The sequence below is a fragment of the Ramlibacter sp. AN1015 genome (assembly GCF_037726105.1).
Classification (GTDB): Bacteria; Pseudomonadota; Gammaproteobacteria; order Burkholderiales; family Burkholderiaceae_C; genus Ramlibacter.
In genome coordinates this window covers 60,974-84,069 of record NZ_JBBJUM010000005.1, presented here as the reverse complement: position 1 = coordinate 84,069, position 23,096 = coordinate 60,974, and the positions used below count along the sequence as shown (strand labels likewise).

Sequence of the window (23,096 nt, the reverse complement as noted above, 5' to 3'; positions counted from 1 at the left end):
AGCACCTGCGTGATATAACCGCGCGACCTTTGGAGACAAGCATCCCGCCACGCATCAGCCTGCCCGTGATGCGTGGCCGCTCCCACGAATGAAGCGCGGCTTTTACACCATCATGTCGGCGCAGTTCTTCTCCTCGCTGGCCGACAACGCGTTGTTCGTGACCGCCGTGGAACTGCTCAAGACCAGCGGCGCGGGAGAGTGGCAGCGGGCCGCCCTCGTGCCCATGTTCGCCCTGTTCTATGTCGTGCTCGCTCCGTTCGTCGGTGCATTCGCGGACGCGCTTCCCAAGGGGCGCGTGATGTTCACCAGCAATGCCATCAAGGTGGTGGGCTGCCTGATGATGCTGTTCGGCGCCCACCCCTTGCTGGCCTATGCGGTCGTGGGCCTGGGCGCCGCGGCCTACTCCCCGGCCAAGTACGGCATCCTCACCGAGTTGCTGCCTCCTTCGCAGCTGGTCAAGGCCAATGGCTGGATCGAGGGCCTGACCATCGCCTCCATCATCCTGGGCATCCTGCTGGGCGGGCTGCTGGTCAGCGAGCCGGTCGCCATGCGGGTGCTGGCCTTCGACTTCCCGCTGCTGGACACCGGAATCGACTCGGCGCCCGATGCGGCCATCGCTTTGCTGATCCTGGTCTACGCTCTCGCCGCCTGGTTCAACACCCGCATTCCCCACACCGGCGTGGAAATGCGGCCGCTGCCGCGCAATGTGCTCGAACTGGTACCGGATTTCTGGACCTGCAACGCCCGCCTCTGGCGCGACAAGCTGGGCCAGATCTCGCTGGCGACGACCACGCTGTTCTGGGGAGTCTCAGGCAACCTGCGCTACATCATCCTGGCCTGGAGCGCGGTGGCGCTCGGCTACGGCACCACGCAGGCCTCGGCGCTCACCGGCGTCGTGGCGCTGGGCACCGCCGTCGGAGCGATCGCCGCGTCGATGCGCATGCGCCTGGACATGGCGACGAGCGTCATGCCCCTGGGCATTGCCATGGGCGTGCTGGTCGTTCTCATGAACTTCATCGACAACGTCTGGCTGGCCGCGCCGTTCCTGATCCTGCTCGGCGCCTTGGGCGGCTTCCTGGTGGTGCCCATGAACGCGCTGCTGCAGCACCGCGGCCACAACCTCATGGGAGCCGGCCGCTCGATTGCCGTACAGAACTTCAACGAGCAGGCCTGCATCCTCGGCCTCGGGGCCCTCTACAGCCTGTCCACCGGCCTCGGCGTCTCGGCATTTGGCGCCATCACCGGTTTCGGGCTGATCGTGGCGAGCGTCATGTGGCTGATCCAGCGCTGGCACGCGCGCAACCTTGTGCGCCACAAGGACGAGGTCGATCACCTGCTCGACGTGGCCCGGCACGACAAGATCCATGGTTGACCGCGCCGGTGCCGCACCGGACCGCATCGACGGGCCGGTGGGCCCCGCGCTGGCCCTCGTCTTCAACGCCTTCGTCTGGGGCGTGTCCTGGTGGCCTTTTCGCCAGCTCCAGGTGCTTGGGCTGCACCCGCTCTGGGCCACGGCAGCGGTGTACCTGTTCTCGCTGGCGTGCCTGCTGGCCTTGCGGTCTGGAGCGCTGTCCAGCCTGCGAGGCCATCGCGGGCTCTGGCTGCTCGCGCTGGCCGCCGGGCTGACCAACGTGTGCTTCAACTGGGCCGTCACGGTCGGTGATGTCGTCCGCGTGGTGCTGCTGTTCTATCTCATGCCCGCCTGGTCCGTGCTGCTGGCCTGGCCACTGCTGGGCGAACGCCCGACGCCGCTCTCGCTGCTGCGCCTGCTGCTGGCCCTGGCCGGGGTGGTGGTGGTCCTCGGCTCCGATGGAGCGAGCTGGCCGCTGCCGCACAGCCTGGCCGACTGGCTGGCCCTCATCGGTGGCTTGAGCTTCGCGCTCACCAACATCCTGCTGAGGCGGCTGCGGGCGGTCGCTTCGCAGGGCCGCGTGCTCGCCATGTTCGCGGGCGGTGCGAGCCTGGCCGGCCTGCTGGCGCTGCTTGCCACCGCCCAGGGGCTCGCGCCGGCGCCGAGCTGGCAGCCGGGCGCCGCCGTGTACGGGCTGGGGCTGGCGGTCGCCTTCCTGCTCGGAAACGTGGCCCTGCAATACGGCGCGGCCCGGCTCGCGGCGCACACGACGGCCCTGGTGATGCTGTCGGAGGTGGTGTTCGCCAGCGCGTCCTCCGTGCTGCTCGGCGCATCGCACGCCGGCCTGCGCACCTGGATCGGCGGGGCACTGATCCTGGCTGCCGCCGCGTGGTCGGCGTGGCCGGCACGCCGGCCGCAGGGCGTGCGAGCCCAGTTGCGTGCGACGGCACGCGTCCGCCGCGGGTCCCCTGCACCGGATCTGGACGCCTGAAGCCGCACAAGCTGCGCAACGTCCCGCCGCCGTGGCGCGGTTCGCGACGCCCGGACGCCGCCGGCGCCTCTATGCTCCAGCCATGGACGAGAGAAAGCCGCTGCACCTGCCCACCTTCGGGCGCCGCTTCTGGCCTCCCGTGCTGCTGGGCCTCCTGGGCATCGGAAGCCTGGCGCTGCAGCTGCACCGGGAACTGCCCCGTCAACTGGCCGCAGGCGTCCTCCCGTCCGACCTCGCGGCGCTGCCGCCGGTGCAACTGCTGGCGCTGTCCCTGCTCAATCCGGCGCTGCTGTTGCTGCTGGCAGGGGTGCTCGGCGCGGCGTTGGCCCACCGGGTCGGGTTGGTGAGCTGGAGCGCCGGCACGGCGTCGCGTCCCACCGGCCGCGAGGTCGGCGCAGCGGTGCTTGCCGGCCTGCTGCTGTCGGCACTGCTGTGGGGACTCGATCTCGTATTCAGTGGCAGTGCGGGGCTGGATGCGCAGGCACTCGCACAGCGGGTTCCCGGGGCAGGCGCGCGCCTGATGGCCGGGGTGCTCTATGGCGGGCTCACCGAAGAGGTCATGAGCCGCTGGGGCGTGCTGAGCCTGCTCGCCTGGGCGCTGCACCGCGTCCTGCGCCGTGGCCCTGCACCGCCGGGTGCCGGCGTACTGTGGACCGCGAATGTCGCCGCAGCCCTGCTGTTCGCCGCGGGCCACCTGCCTGCCCTGGCGGCGGCCACCGAACCCACTGCCGCCTGGATCGCGCGCACCCTGCTGCTCAACGCCCTCGCGGGACTGGTGTACGGCTGGATCTTCCTGCGCGGACGGCTCGAATCCGCCATGGCGGCGCATGCCGCCACGCACCTGGGTTTCTGGCTGCTCGGGCTGGCCGCGGCGGCCGCCGCTTAGGCCGGGCGCGCCGCCGATTCGTCGGCCAGGGATTCGTCGAGCACTTCGATCCAGTGCCGCACCGGCAGCTGCGTGCCGCCTTGCAGGTGCGTGATGCAGCCGATGTTGGCCGACACGATCGCGCTGGGCGCAAGCGCGGCCAGGTTGACCAGCTTGCGGTCGCGCAGCTCTTCGGCCGCCTGCGGGTGCAGCACGGACCAGGTGCCGGCCGAGCCGCAGCACAGGTGCGATTCGACCGGCGCGACCTGCAGGCGCAAGCCCAGCTCCCCCAGGTACTGCTCGACCCCGCCGCGCAGCTTCTGTCCGTGCTGCAAGGTGCAGGGCGGATGCCAGGCCAGCAGGTCCTGTCGGGACCGCACGCGGCCCTTGAGCGCCGGCACCAGCGCCGGCAGCAGTTCGCTGAGGTCGCGCGTGCACGCGCTGATGCGGGCAGCGCGCTCCGCGTACGCAGGCTCATGGCGCAGCAGATGGCCGTACTCCTTCACCGTCACGCCGCAGCCGGAGGCGTTCATGACGATCGCCTCCACCTCGCCGCGTTCGACCAGCGGCCACCAGGCATCGACGTTGGCGCGCATCTGCGCCTTGCCGCCCTCCTGGTCGTTCAGGTGGAACTTCACCGCGCCGCAGCAGCCCGCGCCCCGTGCCACCACGGTCTGGACGCCCGCGGCATCGAGCACGCGCGCCGTCGCGCTGTTGATGTTGGGCGCCATCGCCGGCTGCACGCAGCCGGCGAGCAGCAGCACCTTGCGCGGATGCTCGCGACTCGGCCAGCGGCCGGCGTCGCGCACGGGCGGCACCTTCTTCTTCAGCATCGCCGGCAGAACCGCGCGCACCGACTGGCCCAGTTTCATGGCGGGGCCGAACAGCGGCGACGGCAGCCCCTCCTTCAGCGCCCAGCGCAGCGCCCGTGAGGAACCGCCCCGCGGCACCCGCTCATCGACCAGCTTGCGGCCGATGTCCACCAGGTGGCCGTATTGCACGCCGCTCGGGCAGGTGGTCTCGCAGTTGCGGCAGGTCAGGCAGCGGTCCAGGTGCAGCTGCGTCGAGCGGGTCGGCTGGCCACCTTCGAGCACCTGCTTGATCAGGTAGATGCGGCCGCGCGGCCCGTCGAGTTCGTCGCCGTACAACTGGTAGGTGGGGCAGGTGGCGGTGCAGAAGCCGCAGTGCACGCATTTGCGCAGGATGGCTTCGGCTTCCTCGCCGTCGGGAGTGCCCTGGAACTCGGGCGCAAGCTGGGTTTGCATGGAACTCAGAAATCCGGGTAGAGCCGGCCGGGGTTGAGGATGCCGGCGGGATCGAACTGCCGCTTGAGATCGCGGTGGATGCGGTCCAGCGGCGGCTGTGGCCGCTCGAAGCGGGGCTCTCCCGGCGCGGCGTCGCCGGCTGCGGCCATGAACAGCGTCGCACTGCCGCCCGCCGCCCGGGCGGTGCGGCGCAGGCGCTCGCCCTCGCCAGGCGCGGCGCGCACCCAGCGCTGAGCGCCGTGCCATTCCACATACGGCAACTCGGGCAGCTCCAGCGCCGGGGCGGTCTGCGGCACCGACAGGCGCCACAGGTCGCGTTCGCCGCGCTCGGCAAACCAGGGCAGGCGCAGGTCTCGGCTGGCGGCCCAGTCGGCTGCGGCATCGGGCTGCCGCTCGCCGCCGAGGGTGCGGCAGGCGGCTTCGACGGCGGCGGTCGCGCCGCGCAGGCGCAGGTACAGGCTGTGCAGGCCGCGGTCATCGACCCAGGCGCTGGCATTGAGCGGCAGCGGCTGGCCGCCCCAGGCATTGAGCCGGTCGAGGGCCTGCTGCTGCCCCATCTCGAAGCGCAGCGTGGCCTCGGCCGGCGGCAGCGCGAGCACCTTGAGGCTGACCTCCACCAACAGGCCCAGCGTACCCATCGCGCCGACCATCAGGCGGGACACGTCGTAGCCCGCGACGTTCTTCATCACCTGGCCGCCGAACACCAACACTTCGCCCCGGCCGTTCACGATGGTGGCGCCGAGCACGTAGTCGCGCACCGCGCCCACGCTGGCACGCGCGGGCCCCGACAGGCCGGCGGCCACCATGCCGCCCACCGTGCCCCCTGGCCCGAAATGTGGTGGCTCGAAAGGAAGGCACTGGCCCTGTGCGGCCAGAGTGGACTCCAGCACCGCCAGCGAGGTGCCGGCGCGTACGGTCACCACCAGTTCGCTCGGCTCGTAGGCCACGATGCCGTTGAGCGCCGTGGTGGACAGCCACTCGCCGCCGGCGGCAGGCTCGCCGTAGAAGTCCTTGGTGCCGCCGCCCCGGATGCGCAGGGGCAGACGGTCGGCCGCGCTCTGGCGGATGCGCTCGACCACGTAAGACAGGGCTGCGTCCATAGGGCTGCGATGGTACGCGCCTGCCCCTGGCACGAACGCCCGCTCGCGGCTTGATGTTTTTGCGATCAGTCGATGAAGAAATCGACAGGCCGGCCCGGCACGTCCACCCGCGTCCAGAGCACGTGGCCGGATTGCGGCAGCCCGGCCAGCTCGTCCGGCGGGCGGCCGTAACTGGCAGTGGTCACATAGAGCGTGCGCAGGTCGTCGCCGCCGAAGCAGGGCATCGTCGGGCAGCGCACCGGCAGGCGCAGCTCCTGCAACAGCGCTCCGGTGGGCGAGAGCTGCACCAGCCGTGCACCTTCGAACAGGGCACACCAGTAGTTGCCCTGCGCGTCGATGGCCGCGCCGTCCGGCCGGCCGCCGTAACCCGGCTGCCCCGGCTGCCATCCGGGCGGCTTGGGTGCGAACTGGTGGAACACGCGCTGCGCGCCGGGCACGCCGCTGTCGGCGTCGAACTCCCAGGCACGCACAAGGTGCTGCGTGGTGTCGGCCCAGTACAGCGTGCGCCCGTCGGGCGCGAAGGCGAGGCCGTTGGCATTGGTCACGCCGCCCAGCTGCCGCACCAGCGCGGGGTTGCCCTGCCTGCCTCGGGCGTCCAGGCAGTACAGCGCAGCATCGGCGCGGTCGCGCGGCTCGTAGATGGTGCCGGCCCAGAAGCGGCCCTGCGGGTCGGCCTTGCCGTCGTTGAAGCGCGTGCTGGCGGTGTCGTGCTGCGCCGCAGCGAGCCGGGTGAGGGCCGCGCCCCAGGTCTCGGCCCGGTAGATCCCGTCACGCAGGGCGATCACCAGGCCGCCGCGACGCGCAGGTGCGATGCATCCGGGCGCGCTCGGCATGTCCCAGCGCTCGGCCGATTCGCCGCCGCCGCCGGCCCGCCACAGACACTTCGCTTCGTTGTCGATCCAGTAGAGCCGGCGCTCCTGCGGGTGCCAGAAAGGGGATTCGCCCACCCGCATCGCGTGGGGCGTGAGACTGTGCCATTCGAGGGTATTCATGCCCGCTCCATTGTGCGACGACGCTTCTGCGCGCGGTGCCCAGCCGATAACATGCGTCGCAAGGACCCGTGCCATGAATTCACCGACGACCCATTCCGCTGCCGCCTCCGCCGCCGCTACCGCTGCCGCAGTCGAGGCCGCGCGCTACGCCTTGCTGCGGCGCCTCGCGTTTGCCATACGTCACGACATGATGGCGCACCTGCAGCCCATCACGATGGCCGGCGAGGTCCTCGAGCGGCGCCTGCGCGCACCTGAGCCCAAGCTCGACGATGTGCGTGAAGGGGCGGTGCGCATCACCGGCTTCTCGCGCACGGCGGTGCGTTCCTGCCTGGACGTCATCGCCTGGCTCGCGCCCGACCCGTCGCAGGTGGTGAGCGTGCGCGAAGCCGTCGCCGAGACGGTCGATCTGCTGTCCAGCAGCTTCGGATTCCGGGGTGTCGCGCTGCGCAACGAAGTGGAAGACGGCCCCTGGTGCGTCGCGCGCACGGGCTTGCGCCACCTGCTGCCCGCCTGCCTGCTGCTGCTGTCCGACGACGCGGGACCGCCGGCGGAAATCCACCTGCGCGCGCAGCCCGGGGACGATGCCACGGTACGCGTGCTGCTGGAGCTGGAGCCGGCGGACGGTCCCGAAGGGGACATGGGCGAGCCGCCGTACCGCCCGCTGCGCCAGGACGAGGTCGAAGCCATGGCGCGTGCCGAAGGCATCGCCTTCAGCCGCGAGGGCGACACCATCGTCCTGCGCGTGGCCGAGGTCCGGGAACGGTCGGCCTGAGCCGCAGCCCCGCGCGAAGGCAGGCTCTGCGCGGAGGCGGGCTCTATCAGTTGCGGTCCGCGCGCATGCGGCCGTCGGCGCCCATGCGATCGCCAGCGGCGCCCATGCGGCGGGTGTCGTCGTCGCCCGCATTGGTGCGCGGGTTACGCACGTCCACGTCCACGCCCGGAACGCCAGCGGAGCGGCCGCGGTCGCCGGTGCGCACGTCGGCGTCCACGCCCGGCACGCCGCGGCGCACTTCCTGGTCGCTGCTGACCGAGCCGGTCCCGGAGGGGCTGGTCGGGGTGTTCTGGGCAGAGGCGATGCCGGCCGCAGCGAAGAGGGCGACGGCGATGATCGACTTGGTTGCTTGCATGTGAATCTCCTGCGTTGGTTGGTGCCCGGATGGTCCGGGCGGCTCCGTTTGCGCTCGGTGGGAACGGGCGCTAAAGCGCCGTGGGACGCCGGCGCGAAGCCGCGCAAGCTCCTCCGGATGGGTGTATGCGGCGGTCGGCGCTCCCTGGTCGGCGCGCACCGACAGGGCGTCGAGCCGGCTTCCGGCATGCCAACCCGGCGGCCGCGCATGAAATGACCCGCTTTGCTTCTTGAGGAGCCGTCCATGGATCCGCTCTACCGCGCCCGAGCCACCTGTGCGGGGCCCCACCCTGGAGAAGTCCGCAGCTCGGACGGCGTCCTGCGCGCGCGCCTGGGCGTGCCGCACGAGCTTGGCGGCACGGGCGGCGGCACCAACCCCGAACAGTTGCTGGCCGCGGCCTACGCGGCGTGCTTCTACACCGCGCTCGAGCAGGCTGCGCGCGAGGCCGGCCAGCCGCTGCCGGCCGACCTCCAGGTGGACTGCGACGTGGGGCTGGGCCGGCGCGACGACGGCTTCGCGCTGGAGCTGCAGGTGCACGTCGCGCAGGCAGACGAGGCGATGCGGGAATGGGTCGAACGCGCCGCGCAGCTGTGGCCGCATGCCCCGGGCGTCGAACCGGTGGTCCGCGTGACGGGCGTACAAGGGCCCGGCTGAGCGGTCGGTTCGCCGCGCCCGAAAAAAAGCCCGCCGGGTGGCGGGCCAAGGTCTGAGGAGACTCCTTGCTTGCATGAAGCGGCCCGTTTGACGCGGGCCGGCGGGTCGCGTCAGCGGTGGTAGGCGGTCTCGCCGTGGCTGCTGATGTCCAGGCCTTCGCGCTCTTCCTCTTCGGTCACGCGCAGGCCGACCAGCAGATCGACGATCTTGTAGGCCACGAAGGCGACGACCGCGGACCAGACCATGGTGGTGACCACGCCCTGCAGTTGCACCCACACCTGGTTGGCGATCGAGTACTCGGTGCTCGCCGCGTTGGCGACGTAGTCGAAGACACCGGTGCCGCCCAGCGAAGGTGCGGCGAACACGCCGGTCAGCAGCGCGCCCACGATGCCGCCCACGCCGTGGACGCCGAACACATCGAGCGAATCGTCGGCGCCGAGCAGGCGCTTGAGGCCGTTCACGCCCCACAGGCAGACCAGGCCGGACACGAAGCCGATGACGATCGCGCCCATCGGGCCGACGAATCCGCAGGCCGGGGTGATCGCCACCAGGCCCGCCACCGCGCCGGAAGCCGCGCCGAGCATCGAGGCCTTGCCCTTGGACAGCGCCTCACCGGCGATCCACGACAGCGTCGCAGCGGCGGTGGCCACCAGGGTGTTGACGAAGGCGAGGGCGGCGATGCCGTTGGCCTCCAGGTTCGAGCCGGCGTTGAAGCCGAACCAGCCCACCCACAGCAGCGAGGCGCCGACCATGGTGAGGGTCAGGCTGTGCGGCGTGAGCGATTCCTTGCCGTAGCCGATGCGCTTGCCCACGAGGTAGGCGCCGACCAGGGCGGCCACCCCGGCGTTGATGTGCACCACGGTGCCGCCGGCGAAGTCGAGCGCGCCCTTGGCCCAGAGCCAGCCCGCGTTGGCCGTGACGGTCTCCAGCGAGGCGGCGTCGGTGATCGCATCGGGGCCATCCCAGTACCAGACCATGTGGGCGATCGGCAGGTAGGAGAAGGTGAACCAGATCACCACGAACAGCAGCACCGCCGAGAACTTGATGCGCTCGGCGAAGGCGCCGACGATCAGTGCGCAGGTGATGGCGGCGAAGGTGGCCTGGAACGCGACGAAGCTCAGTTCGGGGATCACGACGCCCTTGCTGAAGGTGGCGCCAACGGATTCAGGCGTGACACCGAGCAGGAACAGCTTGTCGAAGCCGCCGATGAACGGACTGCCGCCGGTGAACGCGAGGCTGTAGCCGTACAGCGCCCACAGCACGTAGATCAGCGAGCTGACCACGAACACCTGCATCAGCACCGACAGCATGTTCTTGCTGCGCACCAGGCCGCCGTAGAAGAGGGCCAGCCCGGGCAGGGTCATGAGGATCACGAGCAGCGTGGCCGTGGTCATGAAGGCCGTGTCGCCCTTGTTCGGCACGGGCGCGGCGGCAGCGCTTGTCTCCGCGCCGGCGGCGGGCGATGCCGCTGCGGCCGCAGGGGCGGCGGCCGGCGACTCGGCGGCTGTCGCGGCGGCAGCGGCCATGGGTGCGGCGGGGGCCTGCGCCAGTGCGGCGCCGCCTCCGCTCAGGAGACCCAGCCCCAGGGCCAGGCAGGCAAGAAGCTTTCGCATGGTTGCTCTCTCTTTGAAGGGGGGTTACAGGGCGTCTTTGCCGGTCTCGCCGGTGCGGATGCGAATGACCTGCTCGAGGTCGTAGACGAACACCTTGCCGTCGCCGATCTTGCCGGTGCGCGCGGCGGTCTCGACCGCTTCGATCACGCGCTCGACGAGGTCGTCCGAGACGGCCGCTTCGATCTTCACCTTGGGCAGGAAATCGACCACGTACTCCGCGCCGCGGTACAGCTCGGTGTGGCCCTTTTGCCGGCCGAAGCCCTTGACCTCGGTGACGGTGATGCCCTGCACGCCGATGGCCGAGAGCGCTTCACGCACTTCGTCGAGCTTGAAGGGCTTGATGATGGCGGTGACGAGTTTCATGTTGGCTCCTGGAAGGAGGGTGAGATGGAGGGAGGTCAGAAGGTCTTCTTGAGGCCGACCACGACACCGCTCTTGGCGAGGTCCCGGCTGCCGCTGCCCGGCAGCGTGTAGCTGGCGCCGAAGCGGTCGTCCCAGTTGGTGCCGACGACGGCAGCGGTGCCGGTGAAGCCCTCGCCGAAGTCCTTGGCGAGCGTGATCGCGTAGTCGCGGTAGGTGCCGAAGTTGCGGATGCGCTGCCAGCCGACGTGGGGCACGACGGAGAAACCGTTGCCGATGTCGAAGCTGGCGCTCAGGTCGAGATAGCCGCTGTTCTCGCTGTCGGGGGCGCCGAACAGGGTGGTGAGCGCGTGCGAATACTTCAGCGTCGCGGGGCCGGCGCTGAGGGCACCGTACAGCTCGAAGGTGTTGGCGTTCTCGCCCGTGAGGTTCTTCAGGTCGTTGTTCGGGTACCAGTAGTACAGGCCGCCCACGTCGTAGCCGACGCCCTCGGACAGGCTGCCCTTGAAGCCGCCGTACAGATCGACCTCGACCGGGCCACGCAGGTCGGCGCCGCTGTCCTCGATCCAGCGGATGGTCGAGGCCCACAGGCCGGCGTAGAGGCCGCTGGCGTGCGCCAGATCGACCCCGCCCTGCAGCGCGGGCCGCTTCGCCGTCTGCGAGATGCCCCGGTAGCGGTAGTCGCTGACGAGGCCGACGTTGTACGACAGCTCGTAGGGCGGCGCCGGCTGGGCCGTGGCCTGCGCCTGGGCGGCGCCGGTTGCTACGAGAAGGGTCAGGAGGGCACCGGCTTTCTTCGACATTGATCTACTCCGTCAGGATGGGTTTTGGTATGGGGGGCAGCCGCTGTCATGCACGAGCCGTGCCAGCTCCTGCTGCGAAGCCACGTGCACCCGGTCGGACGCCTGCTGCGGTTGGCTCCGGTGCGCGGCGCACCGGATGCGGGCAGGGCGGCGTGGCAGATGCACCAGGAGCGTGCGCCCTGGGCGCACCCCGATGGAATGAATACCAAGCTCTTACCATCGCGGGTTTGCGGGAGGAACGATGAGCTTGTCGCTGGTAAGAAGCCGGGCGCTGCTGGGACTCGGCGCTGCGCCGGTCACGGTCGAGGTGCACCTGGCCAACGGACTGCCCCTGTTCAACCTGGTCGGCCTGGCCGACGTGGAGGTGAAGGAGGCGCGTGTGTGGCTAAAAATGCCAGCTGAACATCCTGTCTATACAAATCAACAACTTTTTCGAGTTCGGATGACGCTTTGGATCCGGTAAACCACTGAACACGCGTGTTCAATCCCTTTTTTGGCGGCTAAGCTTGGAAACTCCCGCCATTGCAACCCTGCTCTGGCCACGCGGAATGCATGCGTGTGTGGCGGTGCCTTTTCGTTTGTCCTTCAGGAGATACCTGACGAGCGATGCAGGTTCATAGCGCCAGAACCCGCGGCCATGTGTTCATGGGTAGTTGGCAGTCAAGGTGTTGCCCCGAGAAGCTGGTCAGAGCGACACCGGGTGGCTGGCGACCAAGACCGGGTTCTTGCCTGAGGCATAGAAGCTCTCCAAACCGCGGCACCGCAATATGGTTCAAGCTTCCCACATCGAAGAGCCTGCAAATTGAACAGCAGCCGCTTCTGTATGGCGATGTCCTTGGCGAACTCGTTGCAAGCCGCCTTCGAACAGGCGCCCATGTCGCTGCTCGAAGCCTTGAACGAAGGCGCAGTCATGTCCGTATAGGCACGTGTAGCTCCCACGTGCGGCACTTCAGCTGCTTCAGTGCGCCGAGATGCGAGGCTGAGGGCTAGGGCTCGAGCCGGTGCGATGCCGAGGTGGTCCTCAGTCAGTTACCGCGTTGCGCTCTACGCATCTGAGCCCGCTGGATGGCTGCTTCGAACTCGCGTCGCCGCTCCCGTTCACGCTTACGCGCAGCATCATCCTTTCGCTTGCGCTCAAGGTCGGCAATTTTGAACTGGGGCACGTCGAACTCCTGCGCCCGCCTGATTAGCTCTTCGATGCCGCCCGGTAACAGAAACCTCGCAAGCAGAATCATGTAAATGGGGTTGAGCTCTTTCAGTGGCGAATCAAAAAGCTTGTCAAGCGGCATCTGCCAAGGGAGTCGCCGGTTGATACCCATTCCTGCCAAGAAGTCGTCACTGTAGTTGCTCGTAACGGCATCGGCTAGCTCGTCTCTGCGAGTGCGCCATTGGCCGCTTTTACAGAAGCTATCGAAGGCGCTCGCCAGCGCCAACTGCCATTGCTTGAAGGAGATAACAGGGTTGCCTGAGTAAAGGAGCCGAGCCGCCACACGTGCATACCAGAGCTCCTCTTCAGTCGCCTGCACCACGGGTGCGTTTGCTGCATCGTGAGGAACTACTTCAAGGGTGCCCAAGCAAAACGGTTGCTCTACTAATTTGACTTCGTGCAGGTGACATGCAGTGACTCCAGGCAAATGATGGGGTCTCAGCCACGCTCCACGACCAAGTTGCTGGCGATAAATTTCAGCGCAATGAGGGCAGTACTTCAGACGCTGCAGGCGCCATGGGGACCGTGTCAGCGCGATCGGCGGTCGATCGCGTCGCGACTCAACTCCGGGCTCAATAAAGCGGAAACAATTTTCTTGGCCCAGGAACATTCGCGCGAATGGAACAAGGGTCATTGTCTCCGTAACTTCCCAGTCGCTTGCGATAGCACCGCCGCGCCACTGCAATGCGGTGAATTGCTGTGCATTAAGTAGATGAAACGCGATATCTGCGCCGAAAGCCGCCCTCGAGAATATCGAGGCCGTCTTGTACCCGGCCAAAACAAACCATCTGCTCACATAACTGTAGAGCAATTCGTCGTTGACTGTTGGTGGCGCAAAGCTCAACATAGGCAAGTCGTTGATTTGGTCATGTGGTGAAATTACCGTTCTTTCCTGAGCCGACTGAGGGTGAAACGCTCTACAGCCTCTGTGCGCGCTTTCATCGCAGGTCGGGTTACGCGCGCCCAGAGTATTCATCGAACGTCATGTTGGGCCATCCCCGGGGCGGTTCGCGGCCGGACATATTGACTGGCTTGCGGCATCTGGAGGCGGCCTCCGGTAATCTGATCGAAGCCACCGAGTCCACTCTGAGGACGCGCACGGTTTTGAGGGCTTACCTTCCATTCATGAGCGCGCCGCGCCGGCGTGAGGTCTTTGCGGCCGTTGCAGCCTCCAACAGGACGACGTCCAGGTGTGCTGCGGGTCTCCCATGGAACGATGTCGTACTACGGCACGAATTGCGCTGTTGTCCAGAGTGCTCACTTGAGGACCGGAGTCGGTATGGAGTCGCATGTTGGAAAGTCGATCACCAGTTGCCGGGTGTATGGATCTGCAGCGATCATGGCTGGCCGCTGCTCGTACAAGCCAAACGGGGCGCGCGCAACTCTAACTGGGTCACAGTCCAAGACGCCAAGCTGATAGATCCTCTACCGCGGCCAACGCCTCAGATCCTAGCGCAGCTCAAATCTATAGCGAGTGCTGTTCTCTGGATCGGATCCCAAACCGCTCTTAATGTAGACGCCCTCTCATCGATGATGAGACTTCGGCTGCGCATGCAGTCGGCGATCGCTTGTGAGCTGAAGTGTACAAAAGCGGAGCTGGAGAGCATTCACTCTGACCGCGTGTCCCGAGTCGTAAACTCCGGCCTCAGTCATTTCCGCAGCTTTCAGGATTGGACGTGGCTTCGGCACACCCTATTCGACAGAAGGTATGCACACCCGCTTCGCTGGGCTTTGGCTTTAGCGATCTCCGGCTCGACCGAGCATTCGGACCTGTCGAGAGATTACTACGAGGCGCTTGGGCGCGAACCACAGTATTCCCTTTTCCCAGATACGCCCGAACCATTGCGAGCTTTGGCACCGAACGCGTTGTACCGGGCTTTGGACGGGCCGGTCTCGATTAAGGAAGCGGCCCGAGCCTGTGGTCTCAGGCAGGGCGAGATTGAGCGTTGGCTTCGTAGGGATGCAAGCCTGAGTACGGCGTGGAAGGCAAGCACGTACCAGGTCAAAAGGCGCGCAGCAGTAATGCTGGTTCAAGGCGTGCTTCTCGCACACCATGATGCGAGTCGAACCCTGCTACTTAAAAACGCTAGATGGGCATTCCGATGGCTGGAAAGAAATGAGCGTGATCTGCTTGATGCGTTGGCCCCGGCGCCGTACGGTCGACGGACACAGGGACTTCTTTGGTCTTAGCGCGCGTCCTTACTTCAGGTCGGATCGCCGGATCGCGAGGCGTTCTGTGGAAAGAGGTTCTCGTAGCTTGCCTCGGCTTCGGCGCCGCCGCGCCGGAGCGCCCGCAGCGCCGCGTGCATCGGACGCAAGGTTGTGTGATAGACCCGGCGAAAGTGCTCAGAGCTCAGCTGGGCATCGCCATTCTGCAGCGCTAGCCGCTGCGCCTCTTTGTACATGAGGAGCGTCACCGACGTGATGTCCTGGGTATACGTCCGAAGTCGTGCGATCTGCTCGTCTGTTGGTTGGACTGGCGTGTTGGTCCACTGGAACTTGAAAGCGGCCTTCAGCAACCGTTGCCCAAATTCCTTTGAGCGCTTCAGTTGGAAATACCCACCGCTGCACATCCTTCGAATTGCCTCAAATTCTTTGGCGTAGTCCTGCTCAATGTCTGGAGTGCCCGAGAAAATGACCGGGCACTTTACAGCGTTGGCAAGTTGGATGATGAACTGAAGTGCAGTGTATTTCTCTGAACGAAGGGACGAGATTCGCTGGAGGTCGTCGACATGTAGGACACCTAGGTGGTGGTTGGCGGCCGCCGTTCCGAAGGTACCAATCAGGCTATCAACTGAGTCTTTGTGGTGGAGTGGTCCATACGCTGCGGGGGTCCCTGATAGCCCGGCAGCTTCATCCAACGCGCTCAACATGCGCAGCATGAGCCCTTTCTGCGATCCTCGGATCGGAGCGTCGACGCTGAGCCAAGTAACTTGCGTCGCATTGAAGGATGTTCCAGCATACTTCGTGTGGACAATTCCTTGAGGCATTCGGCCGAGGACGGCTCGAACGAGGCGCGTCTTACCCATACCGCTATTCCCCACCAACAGAATCATCCCAGCCAGGGTGGCGCCATGCACTCCTTGGGCCTTCATCAACTCTCGCTTGTTGTACAGATCTGCCATCACTGCAGGTTCCAGAGGGTTCCTTCTGGCGTACGCGGCGCGAATCAGCATGTCCACCGACTCTGCGAAAGAGCCCGCAATCTCTGGTGGGTAATACAGTTCGTCGAAGGCGGTCATGTCCAGCAAGCGCATGCTGGTTGGAAGGTGGTGGATGTACTCATGATCGAAGTCCGGCCGGGACATCAGATCATTCACCGCGTCCTCTGGAGTTCCCATGGGGTCGAGCGCTTCGATCAACGGGTTTCCCAGCATGCGCCTCGGAAGGCCTTCAGTTTGGTATCGAGCGGTTCGCAGCATGCCTGCTCCTATTCGAAAAACTTGTCCAGGCTGGAACTCCAGCCAGGCGCTTGGTTGACGGAGGTTGAGTCGAAGACAGCAGGCGGCTTGGAGGTCGTCAGAGGAGCACCGAGCGCGCGTTCGGCGGACCGGTTGTCCCTGATGCCTGCTACTTGTGCTGCTTTGCTTCGGTTGTCCGACGCCTTGGCGTCTTTGGTTGCTTTTGCCTCATCGCGAACGACAGATCGGCGATATCCCCGTTCAGTTGCCGCTATGGTGTCCCGGTCCGATTTAGAGTCGCTCTGCTGCAGCGGCGCGTACTCCTCTATCATTCGGATGTCCTCGATGGTCACCTGATGGTCTGCATAGTCGCGAACATCGACGAGTTTGACGTCCCTCAGTTCGCCAGTACTTGAGTCGGGGAAGAATGCACCGAATGGAGAGTCCGGATCCAGAAACAGCTTGCTTCCCGACTGTCCTCGCAGCTCGAACAAACGAGCGTCTTCTTCCATCCAATCGGCGGTGAACCGAAGATCTTTCAGCACATGAATCCCCCGGCGATCGATCGTGGCGTCGAGCGACGGAAGAAGCTGTCGAATTGCATCGCTGCGGGCCAAGTAGCGCGGAGACCCATGAAGCTCGTCCAAACCGTACTTCCAGAACCCCATTGGCGTTGCTTCAATTTCGCGACGCAGCATCAGAGCGGAGATGTGCTTCGTCATGTCGTGCGTCAGGTTCCATTCCGCAGCTAGCGAGTTCATAAGCCGCTGCATCCCTTGTAGCGTGAGCACCCCGTCGTATCGGACGTCCCGATCCCCGCGTTCCTTCATTCGCTGGCGCACCCCTCCGGGAACCCAGTGCAGGCACAGCTCGTTAATGATTTTGAAATACCGCTCCACGAGAGACTTCCAACTCGCCATGTAAGGTGCGGCGATCTGTAGCTCGATCTTTAGCACTTCGGCCAGCTGACGTCCGGCCTCGCTCAGCACTTCGCCACGGTCGGCAAAGATGGAGTAGGGAACCACACCGGCGGGCAGGGCGTGGAGGAGCGAGGGCCGGCCGATGTTGTTAAGCAGTCTGTCTTTCGGTGTCAGCGCCCGGTACAGGGCCACCTTCGCTTGATCGCCATTCGCCGTTTCGAGGGTCACATGTACGGCAAGGATCATCGACGAGAATGCATCAATGACCACGTAAATGATCGGGCGGCCGATGAGCAGCTTACGATCAACCGCGGATACAAGATAAACATCCGCCATGGTCGCGTCGATGATATAGCACTGGCCTGGGTATTGAATTCCCTCTCTAGCAGTGCTGAGTAGCGTCTTACGATTATTCGTGAACTTTGTGAGGCCAACTTTTGATATTTCACGCTGCATCCTACTTTGCAGCTGATTCAGGTAGTAGCTAAATTGACCAGCAGAAATGTCTTGTTTGGGGTTGCGTTGCTTTATTGGGGTTCCGTCCTCGAGCGTTCCCATGACGCTGACGATATGTGCGTCTTCGTACCTTCGATAGAGTTCCGCCTTCGAGAGTCCGCCTGCTTCGGGTTCTGAGTTGAGGAACATCTTGACTTGACTGACGATCTCTTCAGTCACATTGATTCCCGCCCGCGGATCGTCCTCGGGAATGTGTCCGGCCTCCACCGCTTTCCTCTTTCGCCCGCGCTTTACTTTGGGAACGGTGGATCGGATCTTTTCCCTTCTGGTTCCGAGAACCTGCAGCAAGGCCGCTTTGTGCGCGTCCATGCCGACCTGGAAGTACGTTGATAGTTCGCGAGCAACGGTTTGCCGGCTCACGTTATCTTCGATGGCGATTTTTTCAAGTCGCGAATGGTAGGTGTGATGCAGAACACTCAGCATCAGTGCTTCGGGTTCCGTTACCCGCTGGAGGCGCTTGAGGACAGCCCGATAATTGAGAGCCTGTTCCGTCGAGAGCGTGCTTACCAGTACATTGGTACAGATAGGTAGCACTACTTCAACAGGAGTTTTCGCGTTTTCGTCTAGCTGTTCGAACCAGGTAAGTGGACGAACTATCGGCTTGCTGGCGGTGGTCCATCGGCCTAGCACCACTTGGCCTGCGGCAGCATGTGAAATCCTCAGCGGAAACAGAAATAGGTGGTCGCGGTCGCGGTGTCGCATGAGAACGCGGAAGTAGTTTTTGCCTTTCGAGTCGGGAAGGTGAAAGACCTGCCCGACCGCATCGCAGCCCGTGTTTATCACCGCGCACCCCCTTCCATCTCGAGTTGCATCAGGTCGGCTTCCTGTTCCACACATGGATGCACGGTCATGTTCGGCCAGATCTGGGACCACGAGAGATTTTTGATTGAGAGGTCGAGAATCAAACGCCCTGTGACCACCGCGTACTTAACGAGATCCACAAGATCTGGGTAGGTGCGTCCGTAAGGCGAACTGAGTTGCCGCAGCGCCTTATTCATGGGCAGGATCGAGCCAAGTTCCGCCACATCCCGGAGGAAGACCGAATCGAGAACTTGCGGCTGTCGCCTGTCGTAGCTTTGAAGCAGGATCAGGTTGTTCTTCGCCGTTCGCCCTATCTCCTTCTCGGTAAAGACGCAAATATCAAAGCCTCGTTGGCTCCAGTATTCAGCTTCGATCGCGCGGAGTTCGGCGCCTCTGCTGTCTTCCAGGTCCTTGACGTATTTGACGTGGACGGCGAGCCCCTTGCCAGAGCGCCGGCTTACGACGAAGTCGGTGCTCATGAACTTGAAGTCGCCTTCCCTGAACAGCGGATGCTTGACTCCCATCGCGCGCCCGATCTCGACAGTTCCCTGGGCGTCTGGGTGGTTCTCGCAAAATTCCTCCTCTACTCCGTAGAGCTGGAGCGGAAACTGCTCGCGAATGTCGTGCGGGTTCAGCAGCTGTAGGCAGTGGAGCGCGGTACGTTCTAGGGCACTCAGGAGTTCGTGATGACGCTCAAAGAGCGCAGACGGCGAATAGCTCGCGCGACCTCGGGATACGAAATCGCCGCGCCGCAGTTGGAACCACGGGAGATACGTCTCGCGTTCCCCTGTTCCTCGTCCTTGCCGCTGCGCCCTGAGTTGGCGGTGCTCGTCCGCGTGCAGCCTTGTGGGGCCCACTTTATTGCGAGCAGGCATGCCTCACCTCCCAGCTTTGCCGATGGCCATGCGCTCCCGAGCACTGATCTGCGCCTGTAGGGGACCTCTCTTGGAGAGGAGCCGGTCGCACCGTCGACGTTGCGTCCCGCTGGATGACCGCGCCGAAGGCTCGATATCGGTCGGCGAAGGTTTCGAGGAGACTTTGGAAAAGCGCAATTTCCTGGACGCCAGGCGCCGCGCTAGAGCGGGATTCCGTCGTAACGAGTATTCCGTGGGAGCTGCTTTGTACTGTCTGCTCGGACTCGGCGTCGGTGCCGAAGTCCAGAGCGAGTTGCAGTGCGGTCTGGCCTGCGCTCGGGTTGGGGCAGCGGCCGTCCGAGGTGATAATGCGGCCCCCTCGGCTGCTTTTTGGCATGACTTCTCCTTTGCGCTTTCATGCAAGCGCATCAACTTCGAAAAGACAAAGCGAGGCCTTGACCCTGGCTAGGAGAGCGGTTAACCTATAGTTGTCTAAACTGGAGCGGTTAACGCCCAACCGGGCAGAGAGCCAGCGAACTCGCGAGGGTTCGTTGGTTTTTTGTTTGTGCGTTAGTTGTCTTAATCTCCTGTTGCGAACGGATGAGACCGACTACGGTTGAGCGCGCGGCCGAGCCAGGTATGCCAGATTGAAGCACAATCTGGGGCCCTTATGCGCGATCGCGTATAACGTAGCCAATGCACCGTCAATAGGTGCAGTGTTCAAAACTGCCAGTCGTAGCTGGGCAAACGTTCTGCAACAAAAGATCGGGCCGAGAGGGCCCTGATGGTAGAAACCTAACTCATGCAGCCAGTCCCGATTTCAGCGGCTCGCTCTTCAACAATAAGAGTCATCTGATTTCGGCTACTTGGTCGTTGCACAGAAGGCAATACGGAGTTTCTCAGACGGCCGGGCTAGGCACCAAGTTTCGTAGCGGCCCTAGTCGCAGAAACGCAACACAAGACGGTGATGCCCGCGAGAAGACTCGGCTGCGTCATGGGGTCAACATTAAAGCTTGGCAGCCGCACATGGCCCTTGCCCAGATTGGCATGAGCTTGCAGATGGGTGGCCGACGCTCCTCGTCCGCTACATGGAAGCACAGGCTGCGGTGCGGGCGCTCGTCGAGCGGATGAGGATTTGAGCTTTGAGGCAGCTAGCTCACCGCTGTCGAGAGAGAACGCCTATGTCGCGTTCGACGACGTAGGCAAAAGGATCCCTTCCTCCAAGGTAGCCGCGAAGGGTGAAGGAACGGTACACAAACAGCATGTGCCGCACCGTAGCTAGAAAGAGATCACCACGCCCGCGGGAGTCAGCTTGGGGTCGACTATGTTCAAAAACTCGTTCTAACTCCCTGAGCGCATCTTTTGAGCGGGGAACTCGAACCCTTGCCGGCCTCGCGATTGCGCCCTGCTACGCGTTCTCTGAGGTCGACTTCCGCGCCTGCCGCCGTCGGCCCGTGGGCGGCAGCAGGGAACGGTGGCGTTTCAGTTCTGATAAGCCGGGTTTATCGGGAGCGACGCCGCGACCCGTCTGAAGTAGGTGGCCTGTGCTATCGCCCGTGAAGAAGGACATTGCACTTGCCGGCGCGAGCCAGTCGCCTGTTGCTGCAGGGACGACCAATGCCTCATCGTCGCCATCGAACAGGATGTCGACCATCAGATGGATGCGGCCGACGCCGAGATAGTCAAAAAATTATCTTGAGGTCCTTGCATGTAACTTATCGAGTGCCGCGAGCGCGGCCTGATGTGGAACCGATGGGAACTCCATCTGCTTTCGGAAGCTTGCGATCGAGATTACAGATTTGTCATCTTCCGAATGCCGGACCGCAGCACTTGATTGATATCAACCGGAGCAGGGGCCCGACCGCTTAATCTGGCCAGCAGGAGGCGTGCCTTGCCTCGACGATCCTGGAGTCATCATGAAGAACGAGTCCGCCTTCCTCGCAGTCGATCCGGTCTGCGGAATGCGCGTCAATCCGGGCGAGGCGGCTGCTCGCGAGGAATATGAGGGCAGGACCTATCACTTCTGTTCGGCGGCATGTCATCTCAAGTTCCAGGCCAGCCCGGCCTCGTTCGTCGGTTCCTCTACCCCGCAGGTGACCGGTGCGAAACATGTGCACAGTCATGACCACATGACCGCTGCGCCCTCGCGGGAACGCCATGCCAAGGACCTCGCCAAGGATCCCGTATGCGGGATGATGGTTGACAAGGCAACAGCCCTTTACACGGAGCGAGCCGGACGTCACTACTACTTCTGCAGCACCGGCTGCCAGCGGACCTTCGAGTCGCCGGAGCAGGAACTCAAGTCCATGCGCACGCGCGTGACCATTGCGCTTACCGGCGTGCTCGCGCTGGCCATCATGCGTGCCGGCGCATTCCTCGCATTGGCCGGCGGAGCGACGGTCCTGACGTGGGTGCCAATCCCCGCGCTGCCCTGGTTCACCTGGGGCGTCTGGCTATTCCTTCTGGTCACGCCGGTGCAGTTCATTGGCGGATGGAGCTTCTACAAGGGGGCCTGGAACGCCCTGCGCAATCAGGCAATCAACATGGACTTGTTGATCGCACTAGGCACGACGGTCGCGTATCTGTACAGCGTCGCGGTGCTGTTCTTCCCCCAGGTCCTCCCGGTCAAGGTGGATGAGAGAGATGTCTATTTCGAGGTGTCGGCCGTCATCATCGCCTTCGTGCTCCTCGGGAAATACATGGAGGAGATCATCAAGAAACACTCCTCGGCCGCCGTGCGCAAGCTTCTGGACCTGAAGCCCGCCACAGCGCACGTGGTGCGCGATGGCGTCGAGATGGAAGTGCCGGCGGAGAGCGTCATGGTCGGAGAGTCGGTCGTCGTTAAGCCCGGCGAGAAGGTTCCTACCGACGGCGAAGTGATCGAGGGCGCCTCGGCGGTGGACGAGTCCATGCTCACCGGGGAGTCCATGCCCGTCGAAAAGCGACCCGGCACCTCGGTCATCGGCGGCACGCTGAATCGCACGGGGATGTTCAAGTTCCGCGCAACCAAGGTCGGCGCCGAGACGGCATTGGCGCAGATCATCAAGATGGTGGAGGATGCCCAGGCGAGCACGGCGCCCATCCAGCGAATCGCCGACCAGGTCACGGCATACTTCGTTCCCGCCGTGGTTGGCACCGCCTTCCTGGCACTCTTCGGCTGGTGGCTGGCTGGAAGCTTCCCGCAGGGGTTGCTCGCGTTCATCGCCGTCTTGATCATTGCTTGCCCCTGCGCCCTGGGCATCGCCACGCCGGCGGCCCTGATGGTCGGCGTGGGCCGCGGCGCGCAGGCCGGCATCCTGATTCGGGGGGGCGAAATTCTCGAGAAGGCCGAGAACCTTACCGCAGTGGTTTTCGACAAGACCGGGACCCTGACCAAGGGTGAACCCAACGTCACGGACGTGCTTGCATTCGCCGGGCATGTGGAGGATGAAGTGCTACGCATTGCGGCGAGTCTGGAAATGGGCTCGGAGCATCCGCTCGGCGAAGCGATCGTGCGCGGTGCACAGCAGAAGGGCTTGCAGCTTGGCCTCATCGCGGGCTTTGAAGCGGTCCCAGGTCATGGTGTCAAGGGAACCATCGAACGACGCAGTGTCCTCCTGGGTAACCGGCGCTTCCTGCGGCGGGAAAACATCGACGCGCCCGGTGCGGAGGAGGCCATGGCGCGCATGGAGAGCGACGGGAAGACTGCCATGCTGCTGGCCGTCGATGGCCGCCTTGCGGGCGTCATTGCGGTTGCAGACACGCTGAAGCCGGAAGCGGCCGAGGCCGTCAGCCAGTTGAAGTCGCAGAAGGTGCAGGTGGTGATGCTCACCGGCGACAACCAGCGGACCGCCCAAGCCATCGCGCGCCAGCTCGGGATCGACACCGTCATTGCGGAAGTGCTGCCCTCCGACAAGGCCCGGCACATCAAGGAGTTGCAGGGGAAAGGCAAAGTCGTTGCGATGGTTGGCGATGGCGTGAACGACGCGCCCGCTCTCGCGACCGCCGACATCGGCATCGCCATCGGCTCCGGCTCCGACGTCGCGAAGGAAACCGGGGGGATCATCTTGGTCAGGAACGACGTTCGGGACGTCGTGACCGGCATCCGTCTCTCGGCAGCGACCATGCGCACCATCAAGCGCAACCTGTTCTGGGCCTTTGTCTACAACGCAGTCGGCGTTCCGGTTGCGGCACTGGGTTTCCTCAACCCGATCATCGCCGCGGCCGCGATGGCGCTCTCTTCCTTGTCAGTCATCGTGAACTCCGCGTTGCTCAAGCGCGCGCGGCTGTGAATCCG

19 protein-coding genes and 1 pseudogene are annotated in these 23,096 nt (G+C 64.6%); 8 read left to right on the top strand and 12 right to left on the bottom strand.

Features of this window, described 5'->3' with window-relative positions; translation table 11 throughout:
- Positions 1 to 88 precede the first annotated feature (88 nt).
- The 3 genes from lplT to WG922_RS09695 all read left to right on the top strand — a co-directional run bounded on the left by lplT (position 89) and on the right by WG922_RS09695 (position 3,228).
- Positions 89 to 1,372, top strand: a complete 1,284-nt coding sequence (lplT, locus tag WG922_RS09705) for a lysophospholipid transporter LplT (protein WP_340282343.1) — start codon at positions 89 to 91, stop codon at positions 1,370 to 1,372.
- On the top strand, positions 1,365 to 2,342 hold the full coding sequence (locus tag WG922_RS09700) for a DMT family transporter (RefSeq protein WP_340282342.1): 978 nt from the start codon (positions 1,365 to 1,367) through the stop codon (positions 2,340 to 2,342). Before lplT ends, WG922_RS09700 begins: the two co-directional genes overlap by 8 nt.
- 82 nt (positions 2,343 to 2,424) lie before the next feature.
- Complete coding sequence (locus WG922_RS09695; protein ID WP_340282341.1) at positions 2,425 to 3,228, top strand: CPBP family intramembrane glutamic endopeptidase; 804 nt, start codon at positions 2,425 to 2,427, stop codon at positions 3,226 to 3,228.
- On the opposite strand, the gene glcF is transcribed toward WG922_RS09695, so the two are convergent.
- From glcF to WG922_RS09680, 3 genes are all read right to left on the bottom strand, one after another.
- Positions 3,225 to 4,472 (bottom strand): glycolate oxidase subunit GlcF, encoded by a 1,248-nt coding sequence (glcF, locus tag WG922_RS09690; RefSeq protein WP_340282340.1) that lies wholly within the window; start codon positions 4,470 to 4,472, stop codon positions 3,225 to 3,227. The genes WG922_RS09695 and glcF overlap by 4 nt on opposite strands.
- Before the next feature lie 5 nt (positions 4,473 to 4,477).
- Positions 4,478 to 5,572 (bottom strand): glycolate oxidase subunit GlcE, encoded by a 1,095-nt coding sequence (glcE, locus tag WG922_RS09685; protein WP_340282338.1) that lies wholly within the window; start codon positions 5,570 to 5,572, stop codon positions 4,478 to 4,480.
- Positions 5,573 to 5,637: 65 nt separating this feature from the next.
- Positions 5,638 to 6,564 (bottom strand): SMP-30/gluconolactonase/LRE family protein, encoded by a 927-nt coding sequence (locus WG922_RS09680; RefSeq protein WP_340282337.1) that lies wholly within the window; start codon positions 6,562 to 6,564, stop codon positions 5,638 to 5,640.
- Between the two features lie 73 nt (positions 6,565 to 6,637).
- Between WG922_RS09680 and WG922_RS09675 the strand changes: the two genes are divergently transcribed.
- On the top strand, positions 6,638 to 7,336 hold the full coding sequence (locus WG922_RS09675; protein ID WP_340282336.1) for a hypothetical protein: 699 nt from the start codon (positions 6,638 to 6,640) through the stop codon (positions 7,334 to 7,336).
- 46 nt (positions 7,337 to 7,382) lie between these two features.
- Here WG922_RS09675 and WG922_RS09670 read toward each other — a convergent pair whose 3' ends face one another.
- Positions 7,383 to 7,691 carry a hypothetical protein gene (locus tag WG922_RS09670; protein ID WP_340282335.1) on the bottom strand — a complete coding sequence of 103 codons (309 nt, stop codon included), beginning with the start codon at positions 7,689 to 7,691 and terminating at the stop codon, positions 7,383 to 7,385.
- A 243-nt stretch (positions 7,692 to 7,934) separates the two neighbouring features.
- Here WG922_RS09670 and WG922_RS09665 point away from each other — a divergent pair, with 243 nt between their 5' ends.
- On the top strand, positions 7,935 to 8,345 hold the full coding sequence (locus WG922_RS09665) for an Ohr family peroxiredoxin (protein ID WP_340282334.1): 411 nt from the start codon (positions 7,935 to 7,937) through the stop codon (positions 8,343 to 8,345).
- Positions 8,346 to 8,455: 110 nt separating this feature from the next.
- Here the strand turns inward: WG922_RS09665 and WG922_RS09660 are convergent, their stop codons facing one another.
- The 3 genes from WG922_RS09660 to WG922_RS09650 are packed head-to-tail and all read right to left on the bottom strand — an operon-like array spanning position 8,456 to position 11,121.
- Complete coding sequence (locus WG922_RS09660; RefSeq protein ID WP_340282333.1) at positions 8,456 to 9,958, bottom strand: ammonium transporter; 1,503 nt, start codon at positions 9,956 to 9,958, stop codon at positions 8,456 to 8,458.
- 24 nt (positions 9,959 to 9,982) lie between these two features.
- On the bottom strand, positions 9,983 to 10,321 hold the full coding sequence (gene glnK / locus WG922_RS09655; RefSeq protein ID WP_340282332.1) for a P-II family nitrogen regulator: 339 nt from the start codon (positions 10,319 to 10,321) through the stop codon (positions 9,983 to 9,985).
- 35 nt (positions 10,322 to 10,356) lie between these two features.
- Positions 10,357 to 11,121, bottom strand: coding sequence for a TorF family putative porin (locus WG922_RS09650; RefSeq protein ID WP_340282331.1), 765 nt, complete (start codon positions 11,119 to 11,121; stop codon positions 10,357 to 10,359).
- 241 nt (positions 11,122 to 11,362) lie between these two features.
- On the opposite strand from WG922_RS09650, the pseudogene WG922_RS09645 reads away from it, so the two are divergent.
- Positions 11,363 to 11,500 (top strand): annotated as a pseudogene (locus WG922_RS09645) (ATP-binding protein); the annotation flags it as partial.
- A 646-nt stretch (positions 11,501 to 12,146) separates the two neighbouring features.
- On the opposite strand, the gene WG922_RS09640 reads toward WG922_RS09645, so the two are convergent.
- On the bottom strand, positions 12,147 to 13,304 hold the full coding sequence (locus WG922_RS09640; RefSeq protein WP_340282330.1) for a TniQ family protein: 1,158 nt from the start codon (positions 13,302 to 13,304) through the stop codon (positions 12,147 to 12,149).
- Here WG922_RS09640 and WG922_RS21980 point away from each other — a divergent pair.
- Positions 13,199 to 14,518 (top strand): TniQ family protein, encoded by a 1,320-nt coding sequence (locus WG922_RS21980; protein WP_445322812.1) that lies wholly within the window; start codon positions 13,199 to 13,201, stop codon positions 14,516 to 14,518. The genes WG922_RS09640 and WG922_RS21980 overlap by 106 nt on opposite strands.
- Positions 14,519 to 14,532: 14 nt before the next feature.
- Here the strand turns inward: WG922_RS21980 and WG922_RS09635 are convergent, their stop codons facing one another.
- From WG922_RS09635 to WG922_RS09620, 4 genes are all read right to left on the bottom strand, one after another.
- Positions 14,533 to 15,690, bottom strand: a complete 1,158-nt coding sequence (locus tag WG922_RS09635; protein WP_340282329.1) for an ATP-binding protein — start codon at positions 15,688 to 15,690, stop codon at positions 14,533 to 14,535.
- 68 nt (positions 15,691 to 15,758) lie between these two features.
- The gene (locus WG922_RS09630) at positions 15,759 to 17,948 is read right to left on the bottom strand and encodes a hypothetical protein (RefSeq protein WP_340282327.1); all 2,190 of its coding nucleotides are present in this window, start codon (positions 17,946 to 17,948) and stop codon (positions 15,759 to 15,761) included.
- Positions 17,945 to 18,841, bottom strand: coding sequence for a TnsA endonuclease N-terminal domain-containing protein (locus WG922_RS09625; RefSeq protein ID WP_340282325.1), 897 nt, complete (start codon positions 18,839 to 18,841; stop codon positions 17,945 to 17,947). Before WG922_RS09625 ends, WG922_RS09630 begins: the two co-directional genes overlap by 4 nt.
- A 1,387-nt stretch (positions 18,842 to 20,228) precedes the next feature.
- Positions 20,229 to 20,474 carry a hypothetical protein gene (locus WG922_RS09620; protein ID WP_340282324.1) on the bottom strand — a complete coding sequence of 82 codons (246 nt, stop codon included), beginning with the start codon at positions 20,472 to 20,474 and terminating at the stop codon, positions 20,229 to 20,231.
- 262 nt (positions 20,475 to 20,736) lie between these two features.
- On the opposite strand from WG922_RS09620, the gene WG922_RS09615 reads away from it, so the two are divergent.
- Positions 20,737 to 23,091, top strand: a complete 2,355-nt coding sequence (locus WG922_RS09615; protein WP_340282323.1) for a heavy metal translocating P-type ATPase — start codon at positions 20,737 to 20,739, stop codon at positions 23,089 to 23,091.
- Positions 23,092 to 23,096: the final 5 nt, after the last annotated feature.